This window comes from Haloarcula onubensis, assembly GCF_031624605.1.
In the GTDB taxonomy this organism is placed as follows: domain Archaea; phylum Halobacteriota; class Halobacteria; order Halobacteriales; family Haloarculaceae; genus Haloarcula; species Haloarcula onubensis.
In genome coordinates this window covers 86026-110407 of sequence record NZ_JAMQOS010000002.1, presented here as the reverse complement: position 1 = coordinate 110407, position 24382 = coordinate 86026, and the positions used below count along the sequence as shown (strand labels likewise).

Genomic DNA, 24382 nt, shown 5'->3' with positions numbered 1-24382 from the left:
ATTCCGAACGTTTAATAGCTATAGTTTTGAATAACAACCCGTATGCTAGAGAACGGCGAGCTGGTTGTAGACGCAGTGTCACACTGCTTCAACCACGCAGACGACAACCACCTGCACCCACACTCCCAGCGGTGGGACGACGAGACGTACGAGCTCGGCGAGCAGCTGATGCCAGAGGAGTACATGTTCCCGGAAGAGATTTTCTACCGGAACCACCAGCCAGAGGAGCTCGAACGGCTGCTCTTCCTGGAGAGTCAGATCGACTACTCGGTGTACCACTCGCTCCCGCTGGACGACTACTTCAAGGACGGCTACGTCTCCCGGGAGAAAGGGTTCGAACTGCGCGAGCGCAACCCGAACCGGATGGGGATGATAGTCGACATCAACCCGCTCGAAGACGACGCCGTCGAGCAGGTCGAGTACTACGCCAAGAAGAAGGACGTCGACGGCATCAAACTGTACCCGGCGCGCTACCAGAACGGCCGTGACCTCGCGTTGCAACTGAACGAGGACACGGTCCGGCCGGTACTGGAGAAGGCCGCCGACTTAGACGTCGGGACCGTCGGCATCCACAAGTTCATCCCCTTCGCGACGGCGCCGGTGAAGTACTTCCGCATCGACGACGTCGAGGAGGCGGCGCTGGCCTTCCCCGAACTCAACTTCGAGGTCATCCACGCCGGCTTCTCGTTCCTCGAGGAGACCGTCTTCGCGATGGCCAGCCACGACAACGTCTACGCGAACATCGAGAACACGGCCCACATGGCCTGCAGTCGGCCCGAAAAGTTCGCCCGGAGCTTAGGCGAGATGCTGTACTGGGCCGGCCCCGACCGCATCGTCTTCTCCAGTGGCGCGACGGCGCTACACCCGCAGCCGCCCATCGACGCCATCTGGGACTTCGAGATGCCCGAGGACCTCCGCGCCGGCGAGGACTACCCCGAGGTCACCCAGGAGGACAAGGAGAAGATACTGGGCAAGAACAAACTCCGCCTCATGGGCAAGGACCCCGAGCAGGTCAAGAAGGACATCAAGGGCGACAAGTGGGACCAGAAGATTCAGGAGCTGAAAGAGCAGGGCGAGTACCCCGCGCCCCCGTGGTCGACCTACGAGGAGCCGACAGAGGATGCCTCGAAGGAACGTGTGAAGTACGTATGAGCACCGAGGTTACTGACCACGTCCTTCCGACGACGGAGTTCCAGAGCGAGGTCAAGACCGAGGTGAAGGCCGAACTCGAAGCGGTGTTTGACCCCTGTAGCTGTATGAGCGAACACCCAGTCAGCATCGTCGACCTGGGACTCGTCGACGACATCGAGTGGGACGAGAGCACGAAGACGGTCACCGTCCACCTCCTGTTGACCTCCCAGCGGTGTACGTACTTCCTGGACATCGACGACGAGATATGCGAACGCGTCGGCTCGCTGCCCGACGTCGAGACGGTCGAGGTCCACCAGGTGACCAGCGGGGAGATATGGACCGCCGACCGGATGGCACCGGACGAACGGCGGGCCCGACGCGAGCGCTTCGAGCGCCGCGTCGAGGAGGCCGACATCGTCCCCTACGCCGAACGGTCGGAGTGACCCAGCGATGACACGACGCCTCCTGATTCCAGTCGACAGGTCGCCGCAAGCGAGCGCCGCGGTCCACCACGCCAGCGAGGTCCACCCCGAGGCCGACCTCGTCTTGCTGAACGTCGTGGAGTACAGTGAGTCGCTCACGGACCCGGAACGAGGCGGGCGGAAACAGGCCGAAGGGTGGTACGCGAGCGCCCGCGAGGACGCCGAAGCGCTCTTCGAGGACCTCACCGCGGACCTCGACCACGACGGCGACGTCACGACCGTCATTCGCGACGGGTCGCCGCCCGGGGAGATAATCGACTACCTCAGCGACCACGACGTCGACCAAGTCGTCATCGGCAGCCACGGTCGAACGGGCGCGACGCGTATCCTCATCGGCAGCGTCTCCGAGAGCGTCGCCCGACGGTCACAGGTCCCGGTGACAATCGTGCACTGATGGGCCCGCCCCCAGACCCCAGCCACTACCCGCCCGACCCAGCGTCGACCGGACGCTACGGGCACTCATTCTTCGTTTCGGATGCGCCAGAAAGCGACCGACCAGCGGTGACGCCGCCCGGACCGGCTACCGCGCGGCGTCGATGGCGTCGAGCGCCTCCGGGTTCTCGACGCTGGAGAGGTCACCGATGTCCTCGCCGGTGTGACGGGCCTGAATCGCGCGTCGCACGATTTTCCCCGACTGCGTGACCGGGAACTCGTCGACGAAGCGGACCTCGCGCGGGCGGAACGGTTTCCCGAGTTCCTCGCCGACCAGTTCCCGCACCTCGCCGCGCAGGTCGTCAGACTCGTCGACGCCGTCCTCGGTGACGACGTAGAGCGCGACCGCGGTTCCGGTGGTGTCGTCGGGGACGCCGACGGCGGCGGCCTGGTTGACGCCGTCGTGGTCCATCGCCGCCCCTTCGACCTCCGCGGGGCCGACCTTCCGCCCGGCGATGTTCAAGGCGTCGTCGGCCCGGCCGTGCAGGAACCAGAACCCGTCCTCGTCCTTCTGGGCCCAGTCGCCGTGGTCCCAGACGTCGTCCCACGCCGACCAGTACTCCTCGACGTAGCGCTCGTCGCCGCTCCAGAGCGACCGGGTCATCGACGGACAGGAGTCCCGCGCCACGAGATAGCCCCGTTCGTGCGTGTCGGCGATGGAGTCGCCGTCGCCGTCGACGATGTCGATGTCCATCCCCAGACCGGGGCCGCCGAGCGAGCACGGCTTGAGCGGCTGGGACGGCATCGGCATGAGGAAGCAGCCACAGATTTCGGTGCCCCCCGAGATGTTGATGATGGGGCACTCGCCGTTACCCACGTGCTCGTAGAACCACTGCCAGCTCTCGGGGTCCCAGGGCTCGCCGGTCGACCCGAGGATACGAAGCGAGGAGAGGTCGTGCTCGTCGACCCAGTGGTCGCCCTGCTTCCGGAGCGCGCGAATCGCCGTCGGCGAGATGCCAAAGTGGGTGAGCCCGTGGCGGTCTATCATCTCCCAGAAGCGGTCGGGCTCGGGGTGGTCCGGCGCGCCCTCGTACATGAAGATGGTCCCGCCGAACGTGTGGTTGCCGATGAGGGTCCAGGGGCCCATCATCCAGCCGATGTCGCTGACCCAGAAGAAGCGGTCGCCGGGTTTGACGTCGAACCCGAAGTACAGCTCCTTCGCACACTGCAACTGGACGCCGGCGTGGGTGTGGACGATGCCCTTCGGCTTGCCGGTCGTGCCCGAGGAGTAGAGCAACATCGACGGGTCGCTGGAGTCCAGTTCGACCGTCTCGAACTCGTCGGACTGTTCCTCGACGGCCGCGTCCCACGTCTCGTCGCGGCCCTCGGTCCAGGGCATCTCGGCGCCAGTGCGTTCGTAGGCGACGACCGAGGTCACCTCGGTCTCGACCTCGTCGATGGCCTCGTCGAGCGTGTCCTTCAGGGTTATCTCGCCGCCCCGCCGGTAGAAGCCGTCGGCGCTGAAGACGACGCTACACCCGGAGTCCTCGATTCGGGTCGCCGTCGCGTCGACGCCAAAGCCCGAGAAGATGGGGACCGCGATGGCACCCACCTTGAAACAGCCGTAGAGAATCGAGATGACTTCGGGCACCATCGGCATGTAGAGCCCGACGGTGTCGCCCTGCTCGATGCCCCGTGCTTCGAGGGCGTTCGCGACTTTGTTCGACTGCCGGTGGAGTTCGTGGTACGTCACGTCCCGCGTCGTCCCGCCCTCGCCCTCCCAGATACAGGCCACCGTGTTGCGCCGGTCGCTGTTGCCCGCCGCGTGCCTGTCGAGGACGTTGTGAGCGAGGTTGATGCTGCCACCGGGGTACCAGTCGGTGAACTGCGGACCGTCGTAGGTCACCGTGTCACCGTTCGCCGTCGAGACTTGACGCGTCTGGTTCTCCCGGACGGTGTCGTACTCCTCGTAGAACTCGATGTCGAGGTAGTCGACGAGTTCGTCCCAGAACCAGTCGACGCCGCTCGCTTCGACGCCGTCGACTTCGGTCGTCGTCCGCTCGATGAGTTCGTCGTAGTCGTCGATGTCGTGTGCCTGCATGAACGCCCAGACGTTGGTCGACTCGACGTCCGACTGGGTCGGTTCGTGGACTATTTCGTCTATGTCTGTAAGTGTCTCACTGGCCATGGGCCTACAGGCCAGTTGTGGACGGAGAGCCGCTTAATTCTTCTCCCCGCGCTACTCCAGGCCGGCCGCCTTGTAGGTAGCCGCGTGGTCGACGTAGAGCGCGTGGACGCGCTCTATCTCGGCCTGCTGGGCGTCGTCGAGTGGCTGTGTCGACGCCGGGACGCCGTAGGCCACGTGGTCCGCCGGGACGGTCTGGTCCTCGGTGACGACACAGCCGGGGGCGACGATGCTGCCGGACTCGATGACGGCCCCCTGCTGGAGCGTGCTCGACATCCCGACGAGCGCGCCGTCCTCGACGGTCGCGTAGTCGATGACGACGTTGTGACCCACGGTGACGCCGTCGCCGAGCGTCGCCCCGTGGAGCATCGAGAACTCCTGGACGTTCGTCTCGTCGCCCACGACGACTGCCTCGCGGTCCCCGCGGAGACAGACGAACGGCCACAGGCTCGACCGCTCGCCGACCCGCACGTCGCCGACCAGATACGCCATCTCAGAGACGAACGCCGACTGTGCGACTGTCGGGCTCTCGCCCAGTACTTCGCGTTGCATGTCTGTACCGCACGGAGCCGGCTCACTTGAACGTAGCCACAGCGGCAGTCGTCACGTCGCGTCGACGCCGACTCAGAGCGGGCCGCTCAGTGCCTACTTCGGCTCGAAGACGAGTGTGGGGCGCGCGCGCTCGTCGGTCCGCTCGATGCCGACGGTCACTTCCGTCCCGTACTCGACCTCCTCCGGGGGCGTCTCCGTGACGACGCCAGTCAGGCTGACGGGGCCGAAGTCGGCGATAGCGGTGACGTAGGGCGCGCTCTCTGCGAAGGCCGCCGTGGCGACGTGCACGACCGTGGAAGCCTGCACGCGGCCGGTCTCGGGGAGCGGCCGGTCGGTCAGCGACTGAGCGCCACAGTCGGGGCAGACGCGGCGGGGCGGTACCGACCCGTGGCCCTCGGGACAGGCGAGGTAGAACGGCTCGCCCGCCTCGATGGCCCCACAGAACGCGTCGTGTGACCACGCCGCCGCCTCCTCCCCCGTCACGCCACCACCTCCAGGACGTGGACGGTCGTGCTGGCGACGGTGCCGCCGGCGCTGTGTGTGACCCCCGTCGCGGCGTCGGCGACGTAGTCGCTGTTGGGGTGGTCGCCCCGCAGGAGCCGCGTCATCTCCACGACCTGACTCGCACCGGTCGCCCCGACGGGGTGGCCCTTCGCCTTGAGCCCGCCCGAGCAGTTCACCGGCAACTGGCCGTCCCGCCAGGTCTCGCCATCGCGAGCGGCGGTGATGGCCTCGCCGGGGTCGTACAGCCCCAGGGCTTCCAGGGCGAACACCTCCGCGCAGGTGAAACAGTCGTGGACTTCCACGAGGTCGATGTCGGCCGCCTCGATACCGGCCTCCCGATACGCTTCGGCCGCCGCGCGTTCGGTCGCCGGCGTCCGACTGAGCGTCTCGCGGTCCTGCAGCGCGAGCGTGTCGCTCCCCTGTCCGGAGCCGGTCACTTCGACTCCCGCCTCGACGCCCGCGTCGCGGGCGTACTCGTCGCTGACGAGGACGAGCGCGCTGGCCCCGTCGGTCACCGGACAGGCGTCGAGCAGCCCCAGCGGGGCCGCCACCGTCGGCGCTTCCAGCACGTCGTCGACGCTCACCTCGGACTGGAACTGCGCGTACTCGTTCTCCAGGGCGTGTGCGTGGTTCTTCACCGCGACGTGGGCGAGGTCACGGCGCGACCCGCCGTGGGTCCGGAAGTAGGCGTCGGCCATGAGCGCGTACGCCCCCGGGAACGTCACCCCGGCGCTGACCTCGTGAATCGCGTCGGCCGCCGTCGCGAGCATCGCCGTCGCCTCGTCGGTACCGACGTGGGTCATCCGCTCGGCGCCGCCGACGACCACCACGTCGGCGGCCCCGTGTTCGACGGCTCGCACCGCGTGGCGCACCGCCACGCCGCTGGAGGCACAGGCGCTCTCGAATCTGGTCGCCGGCGCTGTCACGCCCAGGCTCTCCGCGACGAGGGGGCCGTGGTGGCCCTGTCCGTCCGCCAGTTCACCGACGAAGTTCCCGAAGTAGACCGCATCCACGGCATCGCTCGGCACGTCGGCGTCACTCATTGCCTGTATCCCCGCGTCGGCGAAGAGGTCACGCGTCGTCCGGTCTGGGTGCTCCCCGAACGGCGTAAGCCCTACGCCAGCAACTCTCACACTCGGCATCTGAGAGAAGCGTTCCGACGCGTATTATAAATAACTTCCTACGCGTCGCGGCGGTTACCCGCTCCGCTGGGCGTCGACGACGGCGACGCCGGCCAGGTTGACGATATCCGTCACCGCGTCGCCCTGCTGGACGACGTGGACCGGTCTGTCCATGCCGACGAGCATGGGTCCGATCGCCTCGGCCCCGCCCAGCCGCTGGAGGAGCTTGTAGCAGATGTTGCCCGCTTCCAGGTTCGGGAAGACGAGCACGTTCGCGGGCTTTTCGAGGTCGCTGAAGCCATAGGTCCCCGTCAGGATGTCCTCGACCACCGCAGTGTCTGCCTGCAGTTCCCCGTCGACGGGGAAGTCGACGGCGTCGTCGGCGCGAAGCCGGGCCGCCGCTTCGCGGGGCTTTCGCGTGCCCGCGTTGTCGACGCTCCCGAAGTTCGAGTACGACAGCAGCGCCGCCCGCGGTTCGACGTTGAACCGCCGTGCGAGGGCGGCCGTGTGGCGCGTGACCTCCGCCAGCACGTCCGCGTCGGGGTCCTGGTTGACCGTCGTATCGGCACAGAAGACCACGCGGTTCTTGAACGTCAGGAGGTAGACGCCGGCCGCGTACTCGGCGTCGTCGGCGGTGCCGACGACCTGCAGCGGCGGCCGCAGCGCCGTGGGATAGTCGTGGGTCACGCCGGTCAGCATGGCGTCCGCGTCCCCCTGCTCGACCATGACGCTGGCGAGGTAGTTCCCCTCTCGAACCCGGTCTCTGGCCTCCCGTCTCGTCATCCCGTTGCGCCGTCGCAGCGCGTGGAGCCGGTCGGCGTACCGGTCGAGGTCGGTCGCCACCGGGTCGACGACGGTCGGCTCGAAATCGAGGTCCAGCGACGCGACCTGCTCGTCGATCGCCGCCGTCGAGCCCACGAGCAGCGGTTCCGCGATGCCCTCCTCGACGAGCTGGTGGGCGGCGCGAATCATCTTGGGGTCGTCACCCTCGGCGAGGACCAGCCGCTTCGGGTCGCTCCGGGCCTTGCTGAAGACGGTCTGCATCATCTCGCGGTGCTTCCCGAGGCGGGCTTGCAGTTGTGCGCCGTACGCCGAGACGTCGATGTCCTTCCGCGCCGCGCCGCTCTCGATAGCCGCCCGCGCGACGGCCGGCGTCACCTCGAAGAGGACCCGCGAGTCCAGTGGCTTCGGGATGATGTACTCCGGGCCGAAGGTGAGCGGCTGGTCGCCGTAGGCCTTGCGCACCTCGTCCGGCACGTCTTCGCGCGCGAGGTCGGCCAGCGCCTCGGCGGCGGCGACTTTCATCGCCTCGTTTATCTCCGTCGCGCGAACGTCCAGCGCCCCGCGGAACAGGTACGGGAAGCCCAGCACGTTGTTGACCTGGTTCGGGTAGTCAGACCGACCGGTCGCCATGATGACCGTGTCGTCGCGGGCGTGTTTGGCCGTCTCGTAGTCGATTTCGGGGTCGGGGTTCGCCATCGCGAAGACGATGGGCGTGTCGGCCATCGAGCGAATCATGTCGGCGTCGACGATGCCGCCCACCGACAGCCCGACGAACATGTCCGCGCCGTTCATCGCGTCCGCGAGGTCGTCCTCCGGTACGTCCCGGGCAAAGGCCGCCTTGTACTCGTTGACCTCGCCGCTCTCGGCCCGCGACCGGGTGACGACGCCGTCGGCGTCACACATCGTGATGTTCTCGCGTTGCACGCCCAGAGAGATGTAGAACTCCGCCGTCGCGAGCGCGCTCGCGCCCCCGCCGGTGAAGACGACGGACAAGTCTTCGAGTTCCTTGCCCGCGAGGGCCGCCGCGTTGAGCAGCCCGGCACCGGAGATGATAGCGGTCCCGTGCTGGTCGTCGTGGAAGACGGGGATATCCATCTCCTCGCGCAGGCGCCGTTCGACCTCGAAACACGCCGGGGCACCGATGTCTTCCAGGTTGACGCCGCCGAAGGTGGGCTCCATGGCGCGGACCGTCCGGACCAGTTGGTCGGTGTCGGCCACGTCGAGTTCGATGTCGAAGACGTCGATGTCGGCAAAGCGCTTGAACAGCACGCCCTTGCCCTCCATCACCGGTTTCGAGGCCGCGGGACCGATGTCGCCCAGGCCCAGCGTGGCACTGCCGTCGGAGACGACGGCCACCAGATTCCCCTTCGCCGTGTACGAGTAGACGTCTTCGGGCGTCTCCGCGATGGCTTCACAGGGAGCCGCTACCCCGGGAGAGTACGCCAGCGAGAGGTCCCGCTGCGTGTTCGTCGGTTTCGTCGTGGCGATCTCGATTTTCCCCGGCGGATCGCGACGATGGTACTCGAGCGACTGCTCGTCGAGATTCATGGCTCACCTCTCTTTGGGCTGGACCATAAACTTGTGTCCTCGTTACGGCGTGGTCGCCCGCCAGCCGTCGAACGACTGCCAGGCGGCGACGCGGCTGTCGTCCGTTCCTTGCGAACTTTATCCACGGTACCGACACACACGCCCGCGGAGTAGCGGTCAGGAGTGTCACTGTCGCCCGCTCGGTGGCGAGGGAGGGGGCCCTACGGGCAGTCACTCCATTTCCAAGCGTTCTCCACCGCCGGTTCCTGCGAGGCGGGGCCGTGACAGCGAGAGAGCGCGCTCACCCCGTGTACACCCGCTCTCTCCCCACTGCCGTCGATTCGCGAGGCGTGGATTATATACGTGTGACCGACCGGTAGCATCGAGTCGGGGGACCCCGCCATCGGCAACCGGGCCGGGACCGACGCCGCGGCCGGTGTTGGGACACATATAGTGTCGTCCCAGCATGGTGGCGGGCGATTCGACATGTGGGGATTGCCCGCCGGGACGGTGACCGAGCGAACCGACGGCCCCTGCGATCGAGGCGGCGCCGTCGGGATTTAAAACGGGTGGCCAGCACCGTGTGTCGACCGCCTCGGGGTCGTCAGCCCGGCGCTGCCCGCCGGCCCGGATACCCGGTCGCGATATCAGTCGACCGAGACGGGACAGCGGGAGAACTGTTCGCTGACTCGTAACCGAGTTAATCCAACTGCTAAACGGTACGTTCAGCCGGTTTACGGGGGATTATATAGGGATGTGCCCGTTACACGAACCAATGTCAGTAGCCTGGCTGAGCGCGGTGTGTGCCAACGATATCGATACCGTCGGCGGGAAGGCTGCGTCACTCGGCGAGTTGACGTCACACGGCCTGCCGATTCCGGACGGGTTCGCCGTCACGGCACCCGCCTATCGGCGGTTCATCACCGAGACGGAGATCGCCGAAGAGCTGTTCGACGCGGTCGACGTCGACGTCGAAGACTCACGCGCGCTGGCCGAGGCCGAGCAGCGGGCCCGCACACTGATTCTCGACGCTCCGTGGCCAGAGGATATCCGCGCGGACGTACTCGCGGCGTTCGACGACCTCGGCTCGGAGTCGGTCGTCGCCGTTCGCTCGTCGGCGACGGCGGAGGACCTGCCCGACGCCTCCTTCGCCGGCCAGCAGGACACCTACCTCAACGTCACCCGGGAGGACGTCCTCGACCGCATCAAGCGGTGCTGGGCGTCGCTGTTCACCCAGCGGGCCATCTACTACCGCGACGAGCAGGGCTTCGAGCACAGCGAGGTGGACATCGCCGTGGTCGTCCAGAAGATGGTTCACGCCGAGAAGTCCGGCGTCTTGTTCACGAGTCACCCCTCGACTGGCGCGGCCGAGATGACCGTCGAGGCCGCCTGGGGGCTGGGCGAGGCCGTCGTCTCCGGGGCCGTCTCGCCGGACCACTACACCTACGACCGGGACGCCGACGCCGTCGACGACGTCACCGTCTCGACGAAGAAGGTGATGCACGTCAGGGACACGGAGACGGGCGAGACCACAGAGACGGCCGTCCCCGAGGCGAAACAGGACCAGCGGGTCCTCACCGACGGGGAACTGCACGACCTGAACGACGTCGGCGACCTCGTCGAATCGCACTACGGCCAGCCCCAGGACGTCGAGTGGGCGATTAGCGAGGGCGACATCTACCTGCTCCAGTCCCGGCCGATAACGACTATCGACGAGGAGAGCGAGGCCCGGGACGACGGCAGTCACGCCACGGGGACAGTCGACGGGCAGGACGACGGCGTCCTCGTGGACGGGCTCGGCGCGAGTCCGGGGACCACCGCCGGGACGGTGCGGGTGGTCGGCTCGCTGGACCAACTCGACAAGGTCAACCAGGGCGACATCATCGTCACGGAGATGACCACGCCCGATATGGTGCCCGCGATGAAACGCGCCGGGGCACTCGTCACCGACGAGGGCGGGATGACCAGCCACGCGGCCATCGTCTCCCGCGAACTCGGCTTGCCCGCGGTCGTTGGCTGTGAGACCGCGACCGCGACGCTGACCGACGACCAGCTCGTCAGTATCGACGGCGACCGCGGTGTCGTGACCGACGGGCAGCAGGCCCCCGCCAGCGACACCGACGGCCAGCAGTCGGCGGCGGCGTCGAGTGCGCCAGCCGCCAAGCCGATGACGGCCACGGATATCAAGGTCAACGTTTCGATTCCGGAGGCGGCCGAGCGAGCGGCCAGCACGGGCGCGGACGGCGTCGGCCTGCTCCGGATGGAACACATGGTGCTGTCGACGAACGAGACACCCGCCCACTACGTCGCCAACCACGGTGAAGCGGCGTTCGTCAGTACGCTGACCGACGGGATGCGGACCGTCGCCGAGGCGTTCTACCCGCGTCCCGTCCGGATACGGACACTCGACGCCCCGACCGACGAGTTCCGCCAGCTAGAGGGCGGCACGGACGAACCGGTCGAGCACAATCCGATGCTCGGCTACCGCGGTATCAGGCGGTCGCTCGACGAACCCGAGACCTTCCGGTTGCAACTGCGCGCGTTCCGGAAGCTCTACGAGATGGGCTACGACAACGTGGAGCTACTGTTCCCGCTGGTCGTCGACGGCGACGACGTCCGGCAGGCCCGCGCGCAGATGGAGGCCGTCGGCATCGACCCCGACCAGCGCGACTGGGGCGTGATGGTAGAGACGCCCGCCAGCGCGCTGTGTGCCGAGGAACTCTGTGACGCCGGCGTTGACTTCGTCTCCTTTGGCACCAACGACCTCACCCAGTACACGCTGGCCGTCGACCGGAACAACGGGGCCGTCGCCGACCGCTACGACGCGCTCCACCCGGCCGTCGTCCGCCTCATCCGCGAGACGATAGCCACCTGTAGGGAGCGGGGCGTCGCGACGAGTATCTGCGGGCAGGCCGCCTCGAAGCCGGCGATGATACGCGAACTCGTCGAGGCGGGTATCACCTCCGTCAGCGTCAACGTCGACGCGGTCCACGACGCCCAGCAGGAAGCCAAACGCGTCGAACAGCACCTCATCCTCGACGCCGTGCGCGAGTGACGGCCGTGTGAAGGCACGACCGGCGCTCCGGGACGGGCGCCGGTCCCACAGGCCCGGTGGTGGAAGCTCGAACGCCACATCAAAAAGTATTCTGAACCCGACCACAATTCTTAATGATAGCTAAGGTTACTATTTCTGCCGCTCGAAGCACAGTGGCGAGGCGGCCTGACGAGAATAGAACTCGATCGAGGAGCCTTCAGCGTCGATTCGCCCCGTTCGTTCTTTTCTGGGCCATATACGTCCACATCTGTCTCTACTGGCGTTCTACGTCGGCCACGGACGGGACGAGTGAGTCGGACTGACAGATTCGGCCACGATTCGCCTCCGTAACGCCCCAAGGGCGGATACTCTGTAATCAGTCGCCGTTCGATGCCGTCGGATGGAGAGACGGACGCAAAACGCCACCGAGCAGCGGACCGACACCGCCGATGGCGATTAATTATCACTTTTATTATTATCCTGTGAATCTGATGTTTGGCCACGCAGGGGCTGGCACCTGTCTGCCGCGTTCTCACACCACCGGCGTTCGGTCCCTTCGCCGTCGTCCGAGGGAGGACGTACTATCGGGACACGTGCGAACGTTACTCGCTCGGCGCCTACCGCGTTCCCCGGCTGGGAGGCACCGATTAGACGGTGAGCGTCGCACCGAGTTCGGGAGCCCGTGCGTCGTAACCGTCGCCTCGCAGTTCGTCGGCAAAAGGTCCACAGCGGTCCCCGTGATTGAGGACAATCTCTGTGTCGCGATAGTGGTCCAGAAAGTCGAGCAACCCCTCGCGGTCGGCGTGGGCCGAGAACTCGTGGAGTTCGACCTGCGCGCTGACGGGCATCACGCGGCCGTCGAGTTCGGCGCTGCCCGTATCGAGCAGTTGGCGGCCGGGCGTCCCCTCGACCTGGTAGCCCGTCAGCGCGACCTTGTTCGTCGGGTGGTGGCGGATGGCGGGGACGTAGGTCATCGCGGGGCCACCGTTGAGCATCCCCGACGTGGTGATGATGACGGTGTTCTGCTCGGCGATGCGCTTCCGTTGTCCATCGCGGCCGGTCACGAACCGCGCACTCGACGTGGCCCCCCGAAGCGCGCCCCCATCGCGCAGGAACTCGGGGTGGCGTTTCAGTTGCTTCGTGACCCGCTGGCCCATTCCGTCGACGTAGCAGTCGATGTCGTGAGCCGCACACACCAGCATCGCCTCCTGTGTGCGCCCGATAGCGAACGCCGGAACGACGACGGTCCCACCCTCCCAGACGGTCTGTTGGACGCTCTCGGCGAAGCGCCGCTCGACGATGCCGCGGGCCTCGTGGGTCACGTCCGAATACGTCGATTCACAGATGACCACGTCGGCCTCGGGCCGGGCGGTCGAGGGGGCGACCAGCCGCTGGTCGCCGGTGTGGAAGTCGCCCGTATAGAGCAGTCGCGTCTCGCCATCGTCGACGAGGACGTGGGCGCTGCCGGGGATGTGCCCGGCGTTGTACAGCGTGATTTCGTAGCCCGCCGCCTCGAACGACTCGCCGTAGTCGTGGGTCACCGAGGCCTGCGTCAGCCGCCGGACGTCGGTGTCGGTGAAGGGACAACGCGGCGTCGAGCCGTGGAGTTTGAGCGTGTCCTCGGCCAGCGTCGTCGCCAGGTCGCGGGTGGGCGGGGTCCAGTGGACCGGCGGCAACTGGCCCGAGGACATCAGCGCCGGCACCGCGCCGGCGTGGTCCAGGTGACCGTGGCTCACGACGACGGCGTCGGGGTCGACGCTCCCGACGGGGTACTGGGGCGGGGACTCGCTGGCCATGCCGTAGTCGAGCAACAGCGAGTCGTCTATCAGGACGGCGCTGCGCCCGATTTCGTCGGCCCCACCCAGGAACGTGACCTCCATCTGGGCGGGGGTAGGAGCGGGCCCCGTTTCCGTTCTCCGGTTCCGACCGGCAAGTGAGGCGGGCGGACCGCCGGTTCCGACCGGCAAGTGAGGCGGGCGGACCGCCGGTTCCGACCGGCAAGTGAGGCGGGCGGACCGCCGGTTCCGACCGGCAAGTGAGGCGGGCGGACCGCCGGTTCCGACCCGTGACTGGAACGCTGACGCGCTATCGCAACAGCGCAGTCGGCCGACGGGCAGCGTCGTCGACGGACTCGTCGGGTCCGACGGCGGGCAGGCGGAGTCGGGCGACAGTGCCGTCGTCGGCAGAGAGCTGGAACGAGCCGCCGTACTGGGTGACGACCCAGTTGACGAGCCAGAGCCCGAGCCCCTTCCCGTGTTCCAGTTGCGTCTCCTGGCCCGCCTCGACGACCGCGACCTCCATCGGCGGGATGCCGGGGCCGTCGTCGGCGACGGTGACGACCACCCACTCGCCGTCGTCGTGGGCCGACAGCGAGACGCTCGTGCTGTCGGCCGGGTCGTGGGTGATGGCGTTGGTCACCAGTTCGTCGAGAGCGGTCTCCAGTTCGGTACCGGCACAGATACCGCGGTCGGTGTCGACGTTGATATCGACCGTCGCCCGGCCCCGATACCGGTCGGCGACGGCCGACAGGACGGTGTCCGGGTCGAGCCGGACCGGGTCGTGGGCCTTCTTCGCGAGGCTCTCGAGCTCCCGGGCGCGCTCGCTGAGCGACACGAGCCGTCGGAGCGGTCGGCGTATCTGCTCCTGGAGGTCCGTCCCCTCGGGCGGGTCGTCGACGAAGTCGGTGTACCCCTCGATGACGGTGAGTTCGTTGCGGAGGTTGTGTCGGAGGACGCGGTTCAGCAGTTCGACGAGGCGGGTGATGCGCTGTTGCTCGGTGACGTCCTGCTGGAAGCCAAGGAAGTGAGTCACCTCGCCGCTCTCGTCCGCGATGGGCGTCACCGTCACGCGGTTCCAGAACGGCGTCCCGTCCCGTCGGTAGTTCAGCACCCGGACGGTCATGGGTCGCTCGGCCTCGATGCCGTCCCGAATCGTCTCGATGGCCTCGGGGTCGGTGCCCGGCCCCTGGAGCATCCGGCAGTTGTTCCCGAGTATCTGGGCTTCGCTGTAGCCGGTGACCTCCTCGAAGGCCTCGTTCGCGTAGATAATCGGGTTGTTCGGGTCCGTGGCGTCGGCCATCGTTATCGGTACCTCCGCCACCTCCATGGCCCGCGTGCGGAGGCGAATCTCCGACTCGCGTTCCTTGCGCTCGGTGATGTCGCGGGCCACGCCCTGGATGGCGGTGACGGTGCCGTCGGCCGTAATCGGGGTCGCGTTTATCTCCATCGTGAGCGTCCGCCCGTCGCGGTGGCTGAAGGTGAGTTCGAGCCCCTGGACCTCCTCGCCGTCGAGGATTCTGTCGAACGCGTCGAGCGCCGCCGGCGCCGCGGCGTCGGTGACGAGCAAGGCGAAGTTCTCGCCGACGAGTTCGTCGGGCGCGTAGCCCAGCAGCCGTTCGACGGCCTCGGAGACGTACGTGAGTTCGCCGCGAGTGTCGATGCGGTAGATGATGTCGGAGCTGTTCTCGGCGATACCCTCGAAGCGGCGTTTCTCCGCGGCGAGCTGGGCCGTCCGTTCCGTCTGTCGTCGCTCGTACTGGCGGCGCTCGATGGCGCGACCGACCAGTCGGGCGACGAGTTCGACGAACAGCTCCTCGGCCTCCGAGAACGGTGTGTCCCTGGCCGCACCGTCGGCGAAACAGACCGTACCGTAGGATTCGTGGTCGACGACGACCCGGCAGCCGACGTACGACCCGAGGCCGAACGTCTCGTAGGCCGCCTCCGAGACCTTCGACGAGGCCGCCGCGTCCTGCACACTCAGAAATCCGTCCTGCTCTATCGTTCGCCGGCAGTACGCCTCCGCCAGCCGACAGTGCTGACCCGCCCGGATGGCCTCGTGCTCGCCGACGGCCTGCTCTATGTGCTGGGTGCTGTCGGTGATACGCGTCAGAAACCCGACCGACACGCCGAGGCGGTCCACTCCGGCTTCGAGCGCCGTCTCGACGGCCGCTTCGACGGACTGGTTCCGGTCGGCGAACGCCTCGTAGACGCGTTCACGGGCAGACGGCTGTGACGCTCTCTCACTCATGGTAGGCGACGTTCGACGCCCTCTTAGGATTCATCTCATATAGTGTCACTGGCGTGAGAATCATATGAGAAAATGCAGGGTTTGAGCGCTATCGAACGACAGTAGAGCGGAATCAGCAGCGATTCGCCGCTATCGAGTGAGGATAGAGCGCCACCGAGCAGCAAGTCGTCGTTATCGAGCGGCGTCGGTAGCTATCGTCTCCCGGTCGACGTCGACTTCCACCTCGTTGTGTCGCATAAACGGCGGCGTCCAGGGGTCGTCGTACTGGAGGACGACGGGGTCGCCGAGGGCGTCGACGCCGCGGTTCGCGAGTGTGTCGAGCAGGCGCTCGCGCTCCCGGGCGACGCGGCCGGCCGTCGCGTACCAGCCAAAGGAGCGGACGGCCGCGGTCCGGGCCGGTTCGACGACCAGACTGACGCGCGGGTCGGTCGGCACCGGGGCGCTCTCGGGCGTGTACGAGGCCGGGAGCCAGAACGCCATCGTCACGCGGTCGCCCTCGGCGGCGGTCCGTACCGGCGCGGTCATGTCCACCGTCGCCCCGTCGGTCCGCACCGGCGCGGTCATCGAGACGCTCCGGTCGCCCTCGTTGGCCCCCTTGAGGTAGCCAAACAACCGCCCGAACGCCTCGCGGGCCGTCGGCGCCGTCGTCTCGACGAGGACGGTCTGTGGATACTGGCGCAGTTCGACGCCGTCCAGTTCGTCGACGGTCTCGAACGGGACGCGCCCCGTCGTCCGGCCGACGTAGAGCCCCCACGCGACCCAGAGCGCGAGCGCAGTCCCGAGGCCGGCGAGCAGCGAGCGATTGCGGGCAGCCATGGGTCCGACGACGGGCCGCACCCGGAAAAATATTGAGTATCCAATATAAGTGCGTGGCCGTGGGGTGTGGTCCCACCGCCAATGTGTCGTGGTAACATAACCACATAAACAATTATTATGATTGCCGAACAAGGTGAGTCTGCTATGGCAACACGCCAGCAAACCCCGACCACGTACCACACGTGCACATGCGGCGAGGAGTTCGACACGACGGACGCCCTCCTCGAACACGCACGAGAGGCTCACGGGCTCTCAGTATTCTGAGGCTGGCGCTCGGTTTCTGCGGACGTGACGCGGCTATGATTGCGTATCCACGTCCGGGCGGACGCTGAATCGGGTGTACCCGCCGTGAGAGATGTCCAGCGCGCCGAGCCACCAGTTCCACCGCTCGGCCAGCGAGTACTCCGCCGGAGCGTCCCGTAGGTTCTCGACGACCGTCTCGACGGTGAGTTCGCCGCCGAAGTCCGCGTCGAACTGGCCGCCGTCGGCCATGTCGCCGGCCTGGCGCGCCACCACCGCGGCCGCCCCCGCGTCGTCGAACGTCTCGCGCAAGACGCGTTCGAGTTCCTGTCGGTCCACACCTCCTCGTGGCGTGCTATCGTCTTGAATCTACGGCTAGGAGCAGTCGGAGTCGTCGATTCCGGCAGCACCGGTTCGAACAGCCAGAAAGCCCCGGCTGGCTAAGCTCGGGGGCCTCGCTGCGGTCCTCGGTCACTACGTTCCCTGCGGTCCTTGCATCGGCCGCCGTCGCTTAGCCAGCCGCCCCTTTCAGTCCCACCCGCGTTGTTTGACCAACCGCATGGACGGGACTGAAAGGGGCCGACCGTTGGAGTAGCCTGGGCGACGCAAGGACCGCAGCCGAAGGCGAGGACCGCAGCGAGCCCCGGCACTCGAACGGTCGGGGGCTTTCTGGCTCTGGGTAGTAGCGGTATCGAGACTGTGAGCGACTCACGCACCGCTACCCTGCCAACACACGAAAAAATCGGCGTAGTTGAGACCGACTAGTTCCCTTTCTCGATTGGCGCGCCGACGAGGTTGCCCCACTCGGTCCAGGAGCCGTCGTAGTTGATGGTGTCCTCGTAGCCCAGCAGCTCGTGGAGCGCGAACCACGCGACCGAGGAGCGCTCGCCGATGCGGCAGTAGGCGACGGTCGTGGAGTCGCCGTCGATGCCGTACTCGCCGTAGAGCGCTTCGAGCTCGTCGTAGCTCTTGAAGGTGCCGTCGTCGTTCGTGACGGCGGCCCACGAGATGTTCTGTGCGCCGGGGACGTGGCCGCCACGCTGGGCGGTCTCCTGGAGTCCGGGCGGTGCGAGAATCTCGCCGGAGAACTCCTCGGGCGAGCGGACGTCGACCAGCGGCAGGTCCTTGTCGACGGCGTTCTGGACGTCGTCGCGGTAGGCGCGGATGGACTCGCGCGGGCCCGAGGCCTCGTAGTCGGTCGCCGAGAAGTCGGGGACCTCGTCGGTCGTCTCGTAGTCGTTCTCCAGCCAGTACTCGCGGCCGCCGTCGAGGAGCTTCACGTCGTCGTGGCCGTAGTACTTGAACTGCCAGTAGGTGTAGGCGGCGAACCAGTTGGAGTTGTCGCCGTACAGCACGACGGTGTCGTCCTCGCTGATGCCGGCCGCGCCCATCGTCTCCTCGAAGTCGTCCTTCGAGAGGATGTCGCGGGTGGTCTGGTCCTGCAGGTCCGTCTCCCAGTTGAAGCCGATGGCGCCGGGCGCGTGGGCCTCGTCGTAGGCCTCCGTGTCGACGTCGACCTCGACCAGTCGGAGGTCGGAGTCGTCGTCCTGGAACTCCGCTAGGTGCTCGCTGGCCCAGTCGGCCGAGACGAGCACGTCGTTGGCGTAGTCAGTCATAATGCGTTGTACCGTTGGTCCACCATCACTATAGTACCACGAGTGGCGGCATAGACGGCCACTCCTCCCCCCTAACGGCATATGTTGCCCCTACAACAGGAATGTCGAGTGTCAACGTTACACATCATGTCGCCCCGAAATCACAGCCGTCGGTCGGGCCCCGAAAACCCGCCGCGAAAGAGGCGGCAACAGTTGCCACCAGCTTCGACCGCCCGCGATGGGAGTTTTCAAGCGGCCGGAGCCGGAAGCGTCGATAATGACCGATATCGTCTCCGCCGACTGGCTGGCCGACAACCTCGACCGCCTGCGCGTCGTCGACGTGCGCGACGGCTGGGAGTACGACGCGATGGCCCACCTGCCGGGCGCGGTCTCGATTCCGTTCGACCGCTTTCGCACCGGGTCGTCGGACAGCGAGGGGATGCTCCCCAGCCGCGGGGAGTGGGCGTCGCTGCTCGGAGCCGCGGGCGTCGGCGCCGACAGCGAACTCGTCGCCTACGACGACCACCACGGCGTCTTCGCCGCCCGCTTTCTCGTGACGGCCGAACTGCTCGGCCACGACCCCGACAAACTGCATCTGCTGGACGGCGACTTCTCCAGCTGGCAGCTCGACCACCCCACGAGCGGCGACGCGGTCGAAGTCGAGGAGCGCGACTACGACGTCGAGTCGCCCGCCGAGACGCCGCTGGTCGACGCCGACCGCGTCGCCGCCGCCAGCGACGACCCCGACGCCGTCCTCGTCGACACCCGCGACGAGAGCGAGTACGCCACGGGCCACATCCCCGGTGCCGTCCTGCTGGACTGGCGCGAACTCGTCGACGACGAGACGCGGGGACTGCTCCCCCGCGAGGGAGCCCTCTCGGTCCTCGAAGACGCGGGTATCGTCCCGGAGAGACGCGTCGTCCTCTACTGCAACACCGCGCGGCGCATCAGCCACACCTACGTCGTCCTCCGCCATCTCGGCTTCGAGGACGTGGAGTTCTACGAGGGCAGCCTCACCGAGTGGGAGGCCCAGGACCGGCCCCTGGAGTCCGGCTAGGAGAGCTGGCGCTGTTCGGTCGACCCGTTCTCGGCGGCCAGCAGGTTCACCGCCTCGACCAGCAGCGCGACCACGACAGGACCGGCGATGAAGCCGACGAGTCCGAGCGAGAGCACGCCGCCGGTGAAGCCGACGAAGTAGAGGCTGGCCGGCATCCCCGTCGTGTAGCGGGCCAGCCGGGGGCGGATGACCGCGTCCGGGAGAAAGCCCACGAGCGAGAGGCCGAACACGGTGACGACGGCCGCGCCGACGACGTCGCCGCCTGCCAGTTTCGCGGCGGCGATGGCGACGATGACGACGCTCGGCCCGACGACCGGGATGAACTGGAGGATGCCGGCGGCGACCGCCAGCGCGAACGCGCCGTTGTAGCCAAGCAGGGCAAAGAGCGCCCACGCCACCAGGAAGGTACCGAAGGCCGTCGCCGCCTGCAGGACGTAGATGGCGTACAGCGTCGACCGCAGGCGCCTGTGGAACCGCTTGACGACGTCGTGGTACGCCGGTGGGATGGTCCGGTAGACGACTCTGCCCGGCGCCGTCGGCCGCCAGAGCATCGCGTAGACGAGTATCGCGAACAGGACGGCCTTCAGCGCGAGAATCGGCGTCTCGCTCGCGAACGCCACGGCCACGCCCGCGAGGCCGTCGCGGGCGGCCACCAGCCACGACTGCACGTCGACGGTGTAGGTGTACTCCGCTATCGAGAGGGGAATCTCGTCGGGCAGACGCTGGAAGAACGAAAAGAGGTCCCGCCGACGGCGGTAGACCACGAACACCAGCGGGACCAGCACCAGCGACCCGGCGGCGAAGGCGACGACCGTCGACACGGCGGCGGCGACGCGCTTCGAGAGCCCCCGCTCGACGAACCACGCCGACAGCGGGTAGAGGACGTACGCCACCGTGATGGCGAAAAAGACGGTCGCCAGCACGCTCGACAGCAACACCGTCGCCAGCAGTAGCAACGCGGCGAACAGGCCCGCGAGGACGTACGTCCGCTGGCGAGTCGACACGGCCTACCTTGTCGATTGGATACCAAAAGGATTCCTCCGACGGCCAGTCGTCGAAGGGCCCCGTCGGGAACGAACTGTCGCCCGAGTGCCAGAAAACCCCGACCGTCTGGGCTTGTCCAGCCGACGTGGGTGGGACGTTCTGGCCGTTCGCGGGCCGCCACGCAACCGGAACCCGGCTACGACGCCGACGACCTCAGGGCGCGACACCGACGGTGACGAGCGTCCCGAACTCGCGGTAGCGCTCGACCATCGCCTCGCGACTGTCCCAGTCCTCGGTGGGGAACTCGCTCGCCGGGGGAATCTCTATCTCGCGGTCGGGGACGTTGTCCTGGACGGCGACGGAAAGCCCCGCCTCGCGGAACGCCTCGCGGTACTCCGGCCCGCTCCAGCGGGTCATCGGCACCTCGACCAGTTCGTCCCAGGAGTGGGAGTGTGTATTCTCCTCGTAGTAGTTTACCGCACAGTGGAAGGTGCCGCCCGGACGAAGGACACGAGCGACCTCGTCCAGCACGGCGTGAGGGTCGCCAGCGTAGTAGAACGCCTCCATCGAGAAGCAGTGGTCGACGCTGTCGGCCTCGAAGGGGAGGTGTTCGAAGTCGCCGACCAGAAAGCCCACGTCGCCGTCGTCGGTGTACTCCCGGGCGTTCGCGGCCATCGCGGGCGAGGCGTCGATACCGTAGGCGCGGCCGGCGTCGGCCGTCTCCTTGAGCGCGCGGCCGGCGTAGCCGCTGCCCGAGCCCAGGTCCAGCACGGTGTCGCCCGCCTCGACGGGCATCCGCGCGAGGACGTGCTTGGCGGTGTGCCAGTGGCGATCTTCCATCCCGCGGTCCTTCCCGCTGGCGGCCCAGTCGTCGAACTCGTCGCTGACGCTCATACCCGGACTGGGCGCCCGCCGCCGAAACCGGTTGCGTTTCGGGAGCTATTAGACGGCGGCTGTCGTTCGGCCGGCAGATTCCACCCGTACCGCCCGTCGTCGCCGTCCTCGGGACCGACGTGTTCGTCTTCGGCGGGCCGCTCGCGGCCGGCTACTGGGTCTACCGGGACGTGGCCGCCCGGGGGAGCGAGCGGGCCCGACGGCGTGGCGGCCACGCCGTCGCGGTCAGGTGGGTCGCCGTGACCCAGTAGGGTTAACCGGGGCGGTCTCAGACAGGGAGACATGCCACGCCGCCGACGCTATCGGGTCGCGAACACCGCCCAGCAGGTCGTCGGGGGGTTCCTGCTGGCTGGCCCGTTCGTCGTCACCGAGGAGGTGTGGGTGCTCGCCGCGAACATGAGTCTGGTCCACGCCGTCCTGGTCGCGGGCGTGGTCTTCGCCATCGGCTACGGGGCACTCTACAAGGCCGACGAGGACCGCGACCCGGAGCGGGAGGCCGAGGTGGCCGGCGTCCCGGTGCGGTTCGTCTCCCTGATGGGCGTCGCCTTCGGCTCTGTGGCGACGCTCGCGCTGCTGTTTACGGCGCCGGAGGCGTTCCTCGTCGAGGGGGGTATCCTCCCCGACCCGACGCGGTCGACCGTCGCGTTGACGACGCTGAAAGCCATTAGCGTCGGCGCCATCTTCTCGGTCGTCGGCGCGGCGACGGCCGACAGCGTGTTCTGACTCGCCGCTCGGCCGGGACGCCCAAGTTTCAAGTTGTCCTGTACTGAGAAATAGACGATGGGAACCGACGAGACGACGGACGAGGGTGGCCTGTTCGGTCGGCCGGCGACCGAGCTACCCGACGGGAGTGGGGTCGTCGGTGCGGTCCGGCGAGCGGCGGCGTACCCGCGAACGATGGACAGCGAGACGGTCGTCAAGGGCGGGCTGTTGGTCCTGGGTTCGCTCCTCTATCTCCCGCTGCCGTTGCTGTTTGGCTACTTCCTCGACGTCGGCCGGACCGTCGGGAGCGGGGAGCCGGCTCCCGACTTCGGCGACTGGCAGCGCCTGTATCTCCGCGGACTGGGGCTGGTCGTCGTCCAGACGTGTCTGTTCATAGGAATTCTGATTCTCGTGGCGTTCGTGGCGGCGATTGGCGGCGTGTCCGACGGCGCGACGGCCGGGGCCTGGCTCGTGGGGTGGGGGTACGCGACACCGTGGTCGGTCGCCGTCTACGGTCGCGGCTCCTGGCGGGCGTTTCTGGACCGCCGGGCGTGGCGGTGGCTCGTCTCACCGCAGTATCTGGTGACGACGCTCGTCGCCGGTGTCGCGCTGACGGTCGGCTACGTCGTGTTCGCGCTCAGCGTGATAACCATCGTCGGCTGGCTGTTCGTCGGCTTTCTGGTACTGGCGATGGTGGCCGGGCTGGTCGGCCAGCGCTATCACGACTACGTGGCCGAACACGCCGGGGCGGGGAGCGACAGCGAGGCGGCCACAGTGAGCGGGGCAGTCGTGTCGGTCGCCGAGACGGTGGGCGACGCGCTGTCGTCCGACTCGACGGCGGCCACGGAGACGAACGCCGCAGAAACCGGGACGGACAGGGCCGGCGGCGAATCCGGGACCGAGACGGACTACACGCGCTTTCGCGAGCGCGCCCGGCACGTCGAGACCGAGGGCGCCATCGAACGGCTGGAAGCCGGCGACGACGGTCGGGTGCAGTTCGCCTCGCTGGCGACCGAGGACGAAGCGGCGGTGGCCGCCTTCGAGCGGGCCGTCGGTCGGTGGGAGGGCATCAGCGGGAGCGAGAACGTGACGACCGTCTACGACACGGGCGAGGCGCCGACGCCGTGGGTCGCGTACGACCCGCTGGACGGCTCGCTCCGGGCGATGGGGGCGCTCTCGCCGGCGGCCGTCGCCGCGGTCACCGGCGCCGTCGCAGAGGCCATGACGACCGGGCGACGGTACAACATCGCCCACGGCGCGGTCCGACCGGCCTGCGTGTTCGTCGAACGCGAGGGCGGGGCCGGCCCGGCGGCGGACCGACTGGACGCGACGGTCGGTGACTGGGAGCTCCAGCGCGAACTGAGCGCCGTCACCGACGCGGTGACGCTGCCGACCCGCTACTGCGCGCCCGAGCAGTTCGGGGACGGCCCGACCGACGACCGTGTCGACGTCTACCAGCTCGCGGCCACGGCACACTACGCGCTGTTCGGCCAACCGCCCTTCCGGGACACCGAGGCGGCGGTGCTCGAAGACCCCGAGCGGTCGGTGACGTGGCAGGCGCCGGACGGGTGGCGCGTGACCGACGAGACCGTCGCGGTGTTCGAACGGGCGCTGGCCACCGACCCCGCGGACCGACACGACTCGCCCGGCGAGTTCCACCGGGCGCTCCGGCGAGCGCTGCCCGAGGAGCGGTGACGCGGTCGACGGGGCAGGTGTGAATAGCGAGACCCGCAGACTTAATGCGTGTCGCGTCGCTTTTCCCGTCACATGGAGTACACGCTGGCCATCGACAATACGCCGGACACTGTCGAGGGTGGCACCGGAATCTTGCTGGTCCACCCCAGCACCGGCGCGACCGACCGGCTCGACACCGACTTCCTCTCGACCGACACCGACGCGATGCTGGTCATCTCGACGCGGACCACCGCCCGCGAGGTCAAACAGAAACTGGAGTACTACGAGGTCGACGAGGAGCGGGCGACCATCCTCGATACGCTGTCGGTCGAACGGGGCTACACCCGCCGCCAGTCCGACCAGGTACGCTACGTCTCCGCCCCCGACGACCTGGCGGGTATCGTCGAGGAGACCGAACGGTTCCTCCGGGACCACGACGGGAAACTGCGCGTGAGCTTCGACTCGGTGACCGAACTCATCTACTACGCCGACGAGGAGCGGGCACTCGACGCCGTCGAGGACATCCTCGAACTCCTCGACGAGTACGACGCCGTCGGGATGTTCCATCTCGCCCAGGGCGTCCACGACGACGACACCGTCGCGCAGTTCCGGGAGCTGTTCGACGGCGTGGTCGAACTGGGCGAGGACGACAGCGTGACGAGCGATTTCTGAACGCGCGTGCTACGCTGTGGCACGACACCAC

At 67.7% G+C, this 24382-nt stretch carries 21 protein-coding genes; 9 read left to right on the top strand and 12 right to left on the bottom strand.

Going from position 1 to position 24382, the window contains the following annotated elements:
- Positions 1-42 precede the first annotated feature (42 nt).
- Genes NDI86_RS07290 through NDI86_RS07280 form a run of 3 tightly spaced genes read left to right on the top strand, consistent with a single transcriptional unit; the run spans position 43 to position 2007 of the window.
- Positions 43-1152 (top strand): amidohydrolase family protein, encoded by a 1110-nt coding sequence (locus NDI86_RS07290; protein WP_310899754.1) that lies wholly within the window; start codon positions 43-45, stop codon positions 1150-1152.
- Entirely contained in the window at positions 1149-1574 is a 426-nt protein-coding gene (locus NDI86_RS07285) for a metal-sulfur cluster assembly factor (RefSeq protein ID WP_310899753.1), read from the top strand. Before NDI86_RS07290 ends, NDI86_RS07285 begins: the two co-directional genes overlap by 4 nt.
- 7 nt (positions 1575-1581) lie before the next feature.
- Positions 1582-2007 (top strand): universal stress protein, encoded by a 426-nt coding sequence (locus NDI86_RS07280; RefSeq protein ID WP_310899752.1) that lies wholly within the window; start codon positions 1582-1584, stop codon positions 2005-2007.
- Positions 2008-2133: 126 nt separating this feature from the next.
- Here NDI86_RS07280 and NDI86_RS07275 read toward each other — a convergent pair whose 3' ends face one another.
- The 5 genes from NDI86_RS07275 to NDI86_RS07255 all read right to left on the bottom strand — a co-directional run bounded on the left by NDI86_RS07275 (position 2134) and on the right by NDI86_RS07255 (position 8678).
- Entirely contained in the window at positions 2134-4173 is a 2040-nt protein-coding gene (locus tag NDI86_RS07275; protein ID WP_310899751.1) for an AMP-binding protein, read from the bottom strand.
- 51 nt (positions 4174-4224) lie between these two features.
- Positions 4225-4722: a gamma carbonic anhydrase family protein gene (locus tag NDI86_RS07270; RefSeq protein ID WP_310899750.1), complete on the bottom strand. Its 498-nt coding sequence runs from the start codon at positions 4720-4722 to the stop codon at positions 4225-4227.
- Positions 4723-4815: 93 nt separating this feature from the next.
- Positions 4816-5205, bottom strand: a complete 390-nt coding sequence (locus NDI86_RS07265; protein ID WP_310899749.1) for a Zn-ribbon domain-containing OB-fold protein — start codon at positions 5203-5205, stop codon at positions 4816-4818.
- Entirely contained in the window at positions 5202-6368 is a 1167-nt protein-coding gene (locus tag NDI86_RS07260) for a thiolase domain-containing protein (RefSeq protein WP_310899748.1), read from the bottom strand. Before NDI86_RS07260 ends, NDI86_RS07265 begins: the two co-directional genes overlap by 4 nt.
- A 54-nt stretch (positions 6369-6422) precedes the next feature.
- Complete coding sequence (locus NDI86_RS07255) at positions 6423-8678, bottom strand: NADP-dependent malic enzyme (protein WP_310899747.1); 2256 nt, start codon at positions 8676-8678, stop codon at positions 6423-6425.
- Positions 8679-9432: 754 nt separating this feature from the next.
- Here NDI86_RS07255 and ppsA point away from each other — a divergent pair.
- A complete protein-coding gene (ppsA, locus tag NDI86_RS07250) occupies positions 9433-11712 on the top strand; it encodes a phosphoenolpyruvate synthase (protein WP_310899746.1) in 2280 nt (759 codons plus the stop codon).
- A gap of 626 nt (positions 11713-12338) precedes the next feature.
- Here the strand turns inward: ppsA and NDI86_RS07245 are convergent.
- The 5 genes from NDI86_RS07245 to NDI86_RS07225 form a co-directional block, all read right to left on the bottom strand.
- Positions 12339-13571, bottom strand: a complete 1233-nt coding sequence (locus NDI86_RS07245) for an MBL fold metallo-hydrolase (RefSeq protein WP_310899745.1) — start codon at positions 13569-13571, stop codon at positions 12339-12341.
- A gap of 205 nt (positions 13572-13776) precedes the next feature.
- The gene (locus NDI86_RS07240) at positions 13777-15717 is read right to left on the bottom strand and encodes a PAS domain S-box protein (RefSeq protein ID WP_310899744.1); all 1941 of its coding nucleotides are present in this window, start codon (positions 15715-15717) and stop codon (positions 13777-13779) included.
- A gap of 171 nt (positions 15718-15888) precedes the next feature.
- Positions 15889-16533 (bottom strand): SOUL family heme-binding protein, encoded by a 645-nt coding sequence (locus NDI86_RS07235; protein ID WP_310899743.1) that lies wholly within the window; start codon positions 16531-16533, stop codon positions 15889-15891.
- A 297-nt stretch (positions 16534-16830) separates the two neighbouring features.
- Positions 16831-17142 carry a WNWW family protein gene (locus NDI86_RS07230; RefSeq protein ID WP_470303443.1) on the bottom strand — a complete coding sequence of 104 codons (312 nt, stop codon included), beginning with the start codon at positions 17140-17142 and terminating at the stop codon, positions 16831-16833.
- A gap of 392 nt (positions 17143-17534) precedes the next feature.
- On the bottom strand, positions 17535-18389 hold the full coding sequence (locus tag NDI86_RS07225) for a sulfurtransferase (protein WP_310899741.1): 855 nt from the start codon (positions 18387-18389) through the stop codon (positions 17535-17537).
- Between the two features lie 256 nt (positions 18390-18645).
- On the opposite strand from NDI86_RS07225, the gene NDI86_RS07220 reads away from it, so the two are divergent.
- The gene (locus NDI86_RS07220; protein WP_310899740.1) at positions 18646-19425 is read left to right on the top strand and encodes a sulfurtransferase; all 780 of its coding nucleotides are present in this window, start codon (positions 18646-18648) and stop codon (positions 19423-19425) included.
- On the opposite strand, the gene NDI86_RS07215 is transcribed toward NDI86_RS07220, so the two are convergent.
- A complete protein-coding gene (locus NDI86_RS07215) occupies positions 19422-20429 on the bottom strand; it encodes an AI-2E family transporter (protein ID WP_310899739.1) in 1008 nt (335 codons plus the stop codon). The genes NDI86_RS07220 and NDI86_RS07215 overlap by 4 nt on opposite strands.
- Positions 20430-20622: 193 nt before the next feature.
- Positions 20623-21303: a class I SAM-dependent methyltransferase gene (locus NDI86_RS07210; protein ID WP_310899738.1), complete on the bottom strand. Its 681-nt coding sequence runs from the start codon at positions 21301-21303 to the stop codon at positions 20623-20625.
- Positions 21304-21422: 119 nt separating this feature from the next.
- Between NDI86_RS07210 and NDI86_RS07205 the strand changes: the two genes are divergently transcribed.
- The 4 genes from NDI86_RS07205 to NDI86_RS07190 all read left to right on the top strand — a co-directional run bounded on the left by NDI86_RS07205 (position 21423) and on the right by NDI86_RS07190 (position 24351).
- A complete protein-coding gene (locus NDI86_RS07205) occupies positions 21423-21554 on the top strand; it encodes a hypothetical protein (protein WP_310899737.1) in 132 nt (43 codons plus the stop codon).
- Positions 21555-21585: 31 nt separating this feature from the next.
- On the top strand, positions 21586-22026 hold the full coding sequence (locus NDI86_RS07200) for a DUF2391 family protein (RefSeq protein ID WP_310899736.1): 441 nt from the start codon (positions 21586-21588) through the stop codon (positions 22024-22026).
- Between the two features lie 57 nt (positions 22027-22083).
- Positions 22084-23700 (top strand): hypothetical protein, encoded by a 1617-nt coding sequence (locus NDI86_RS07195; protein WP_310899735.1) that lies wholly within the window; start codon positions 22084-22086, stop codon positions 23698-23700.
- A gap of 72 nt (positions 23701-23772) precedes the next feature.
- Entirely contained in the window at positions 23773-24351 is a 579-nt protein-coding gene (locus tag NDI86_RS07190; protein WP_310899734.1) for a DUF7090 family protein, read from the top strand.
- Positions 24352-24382 lie beyond the last annotated feature (31 nt).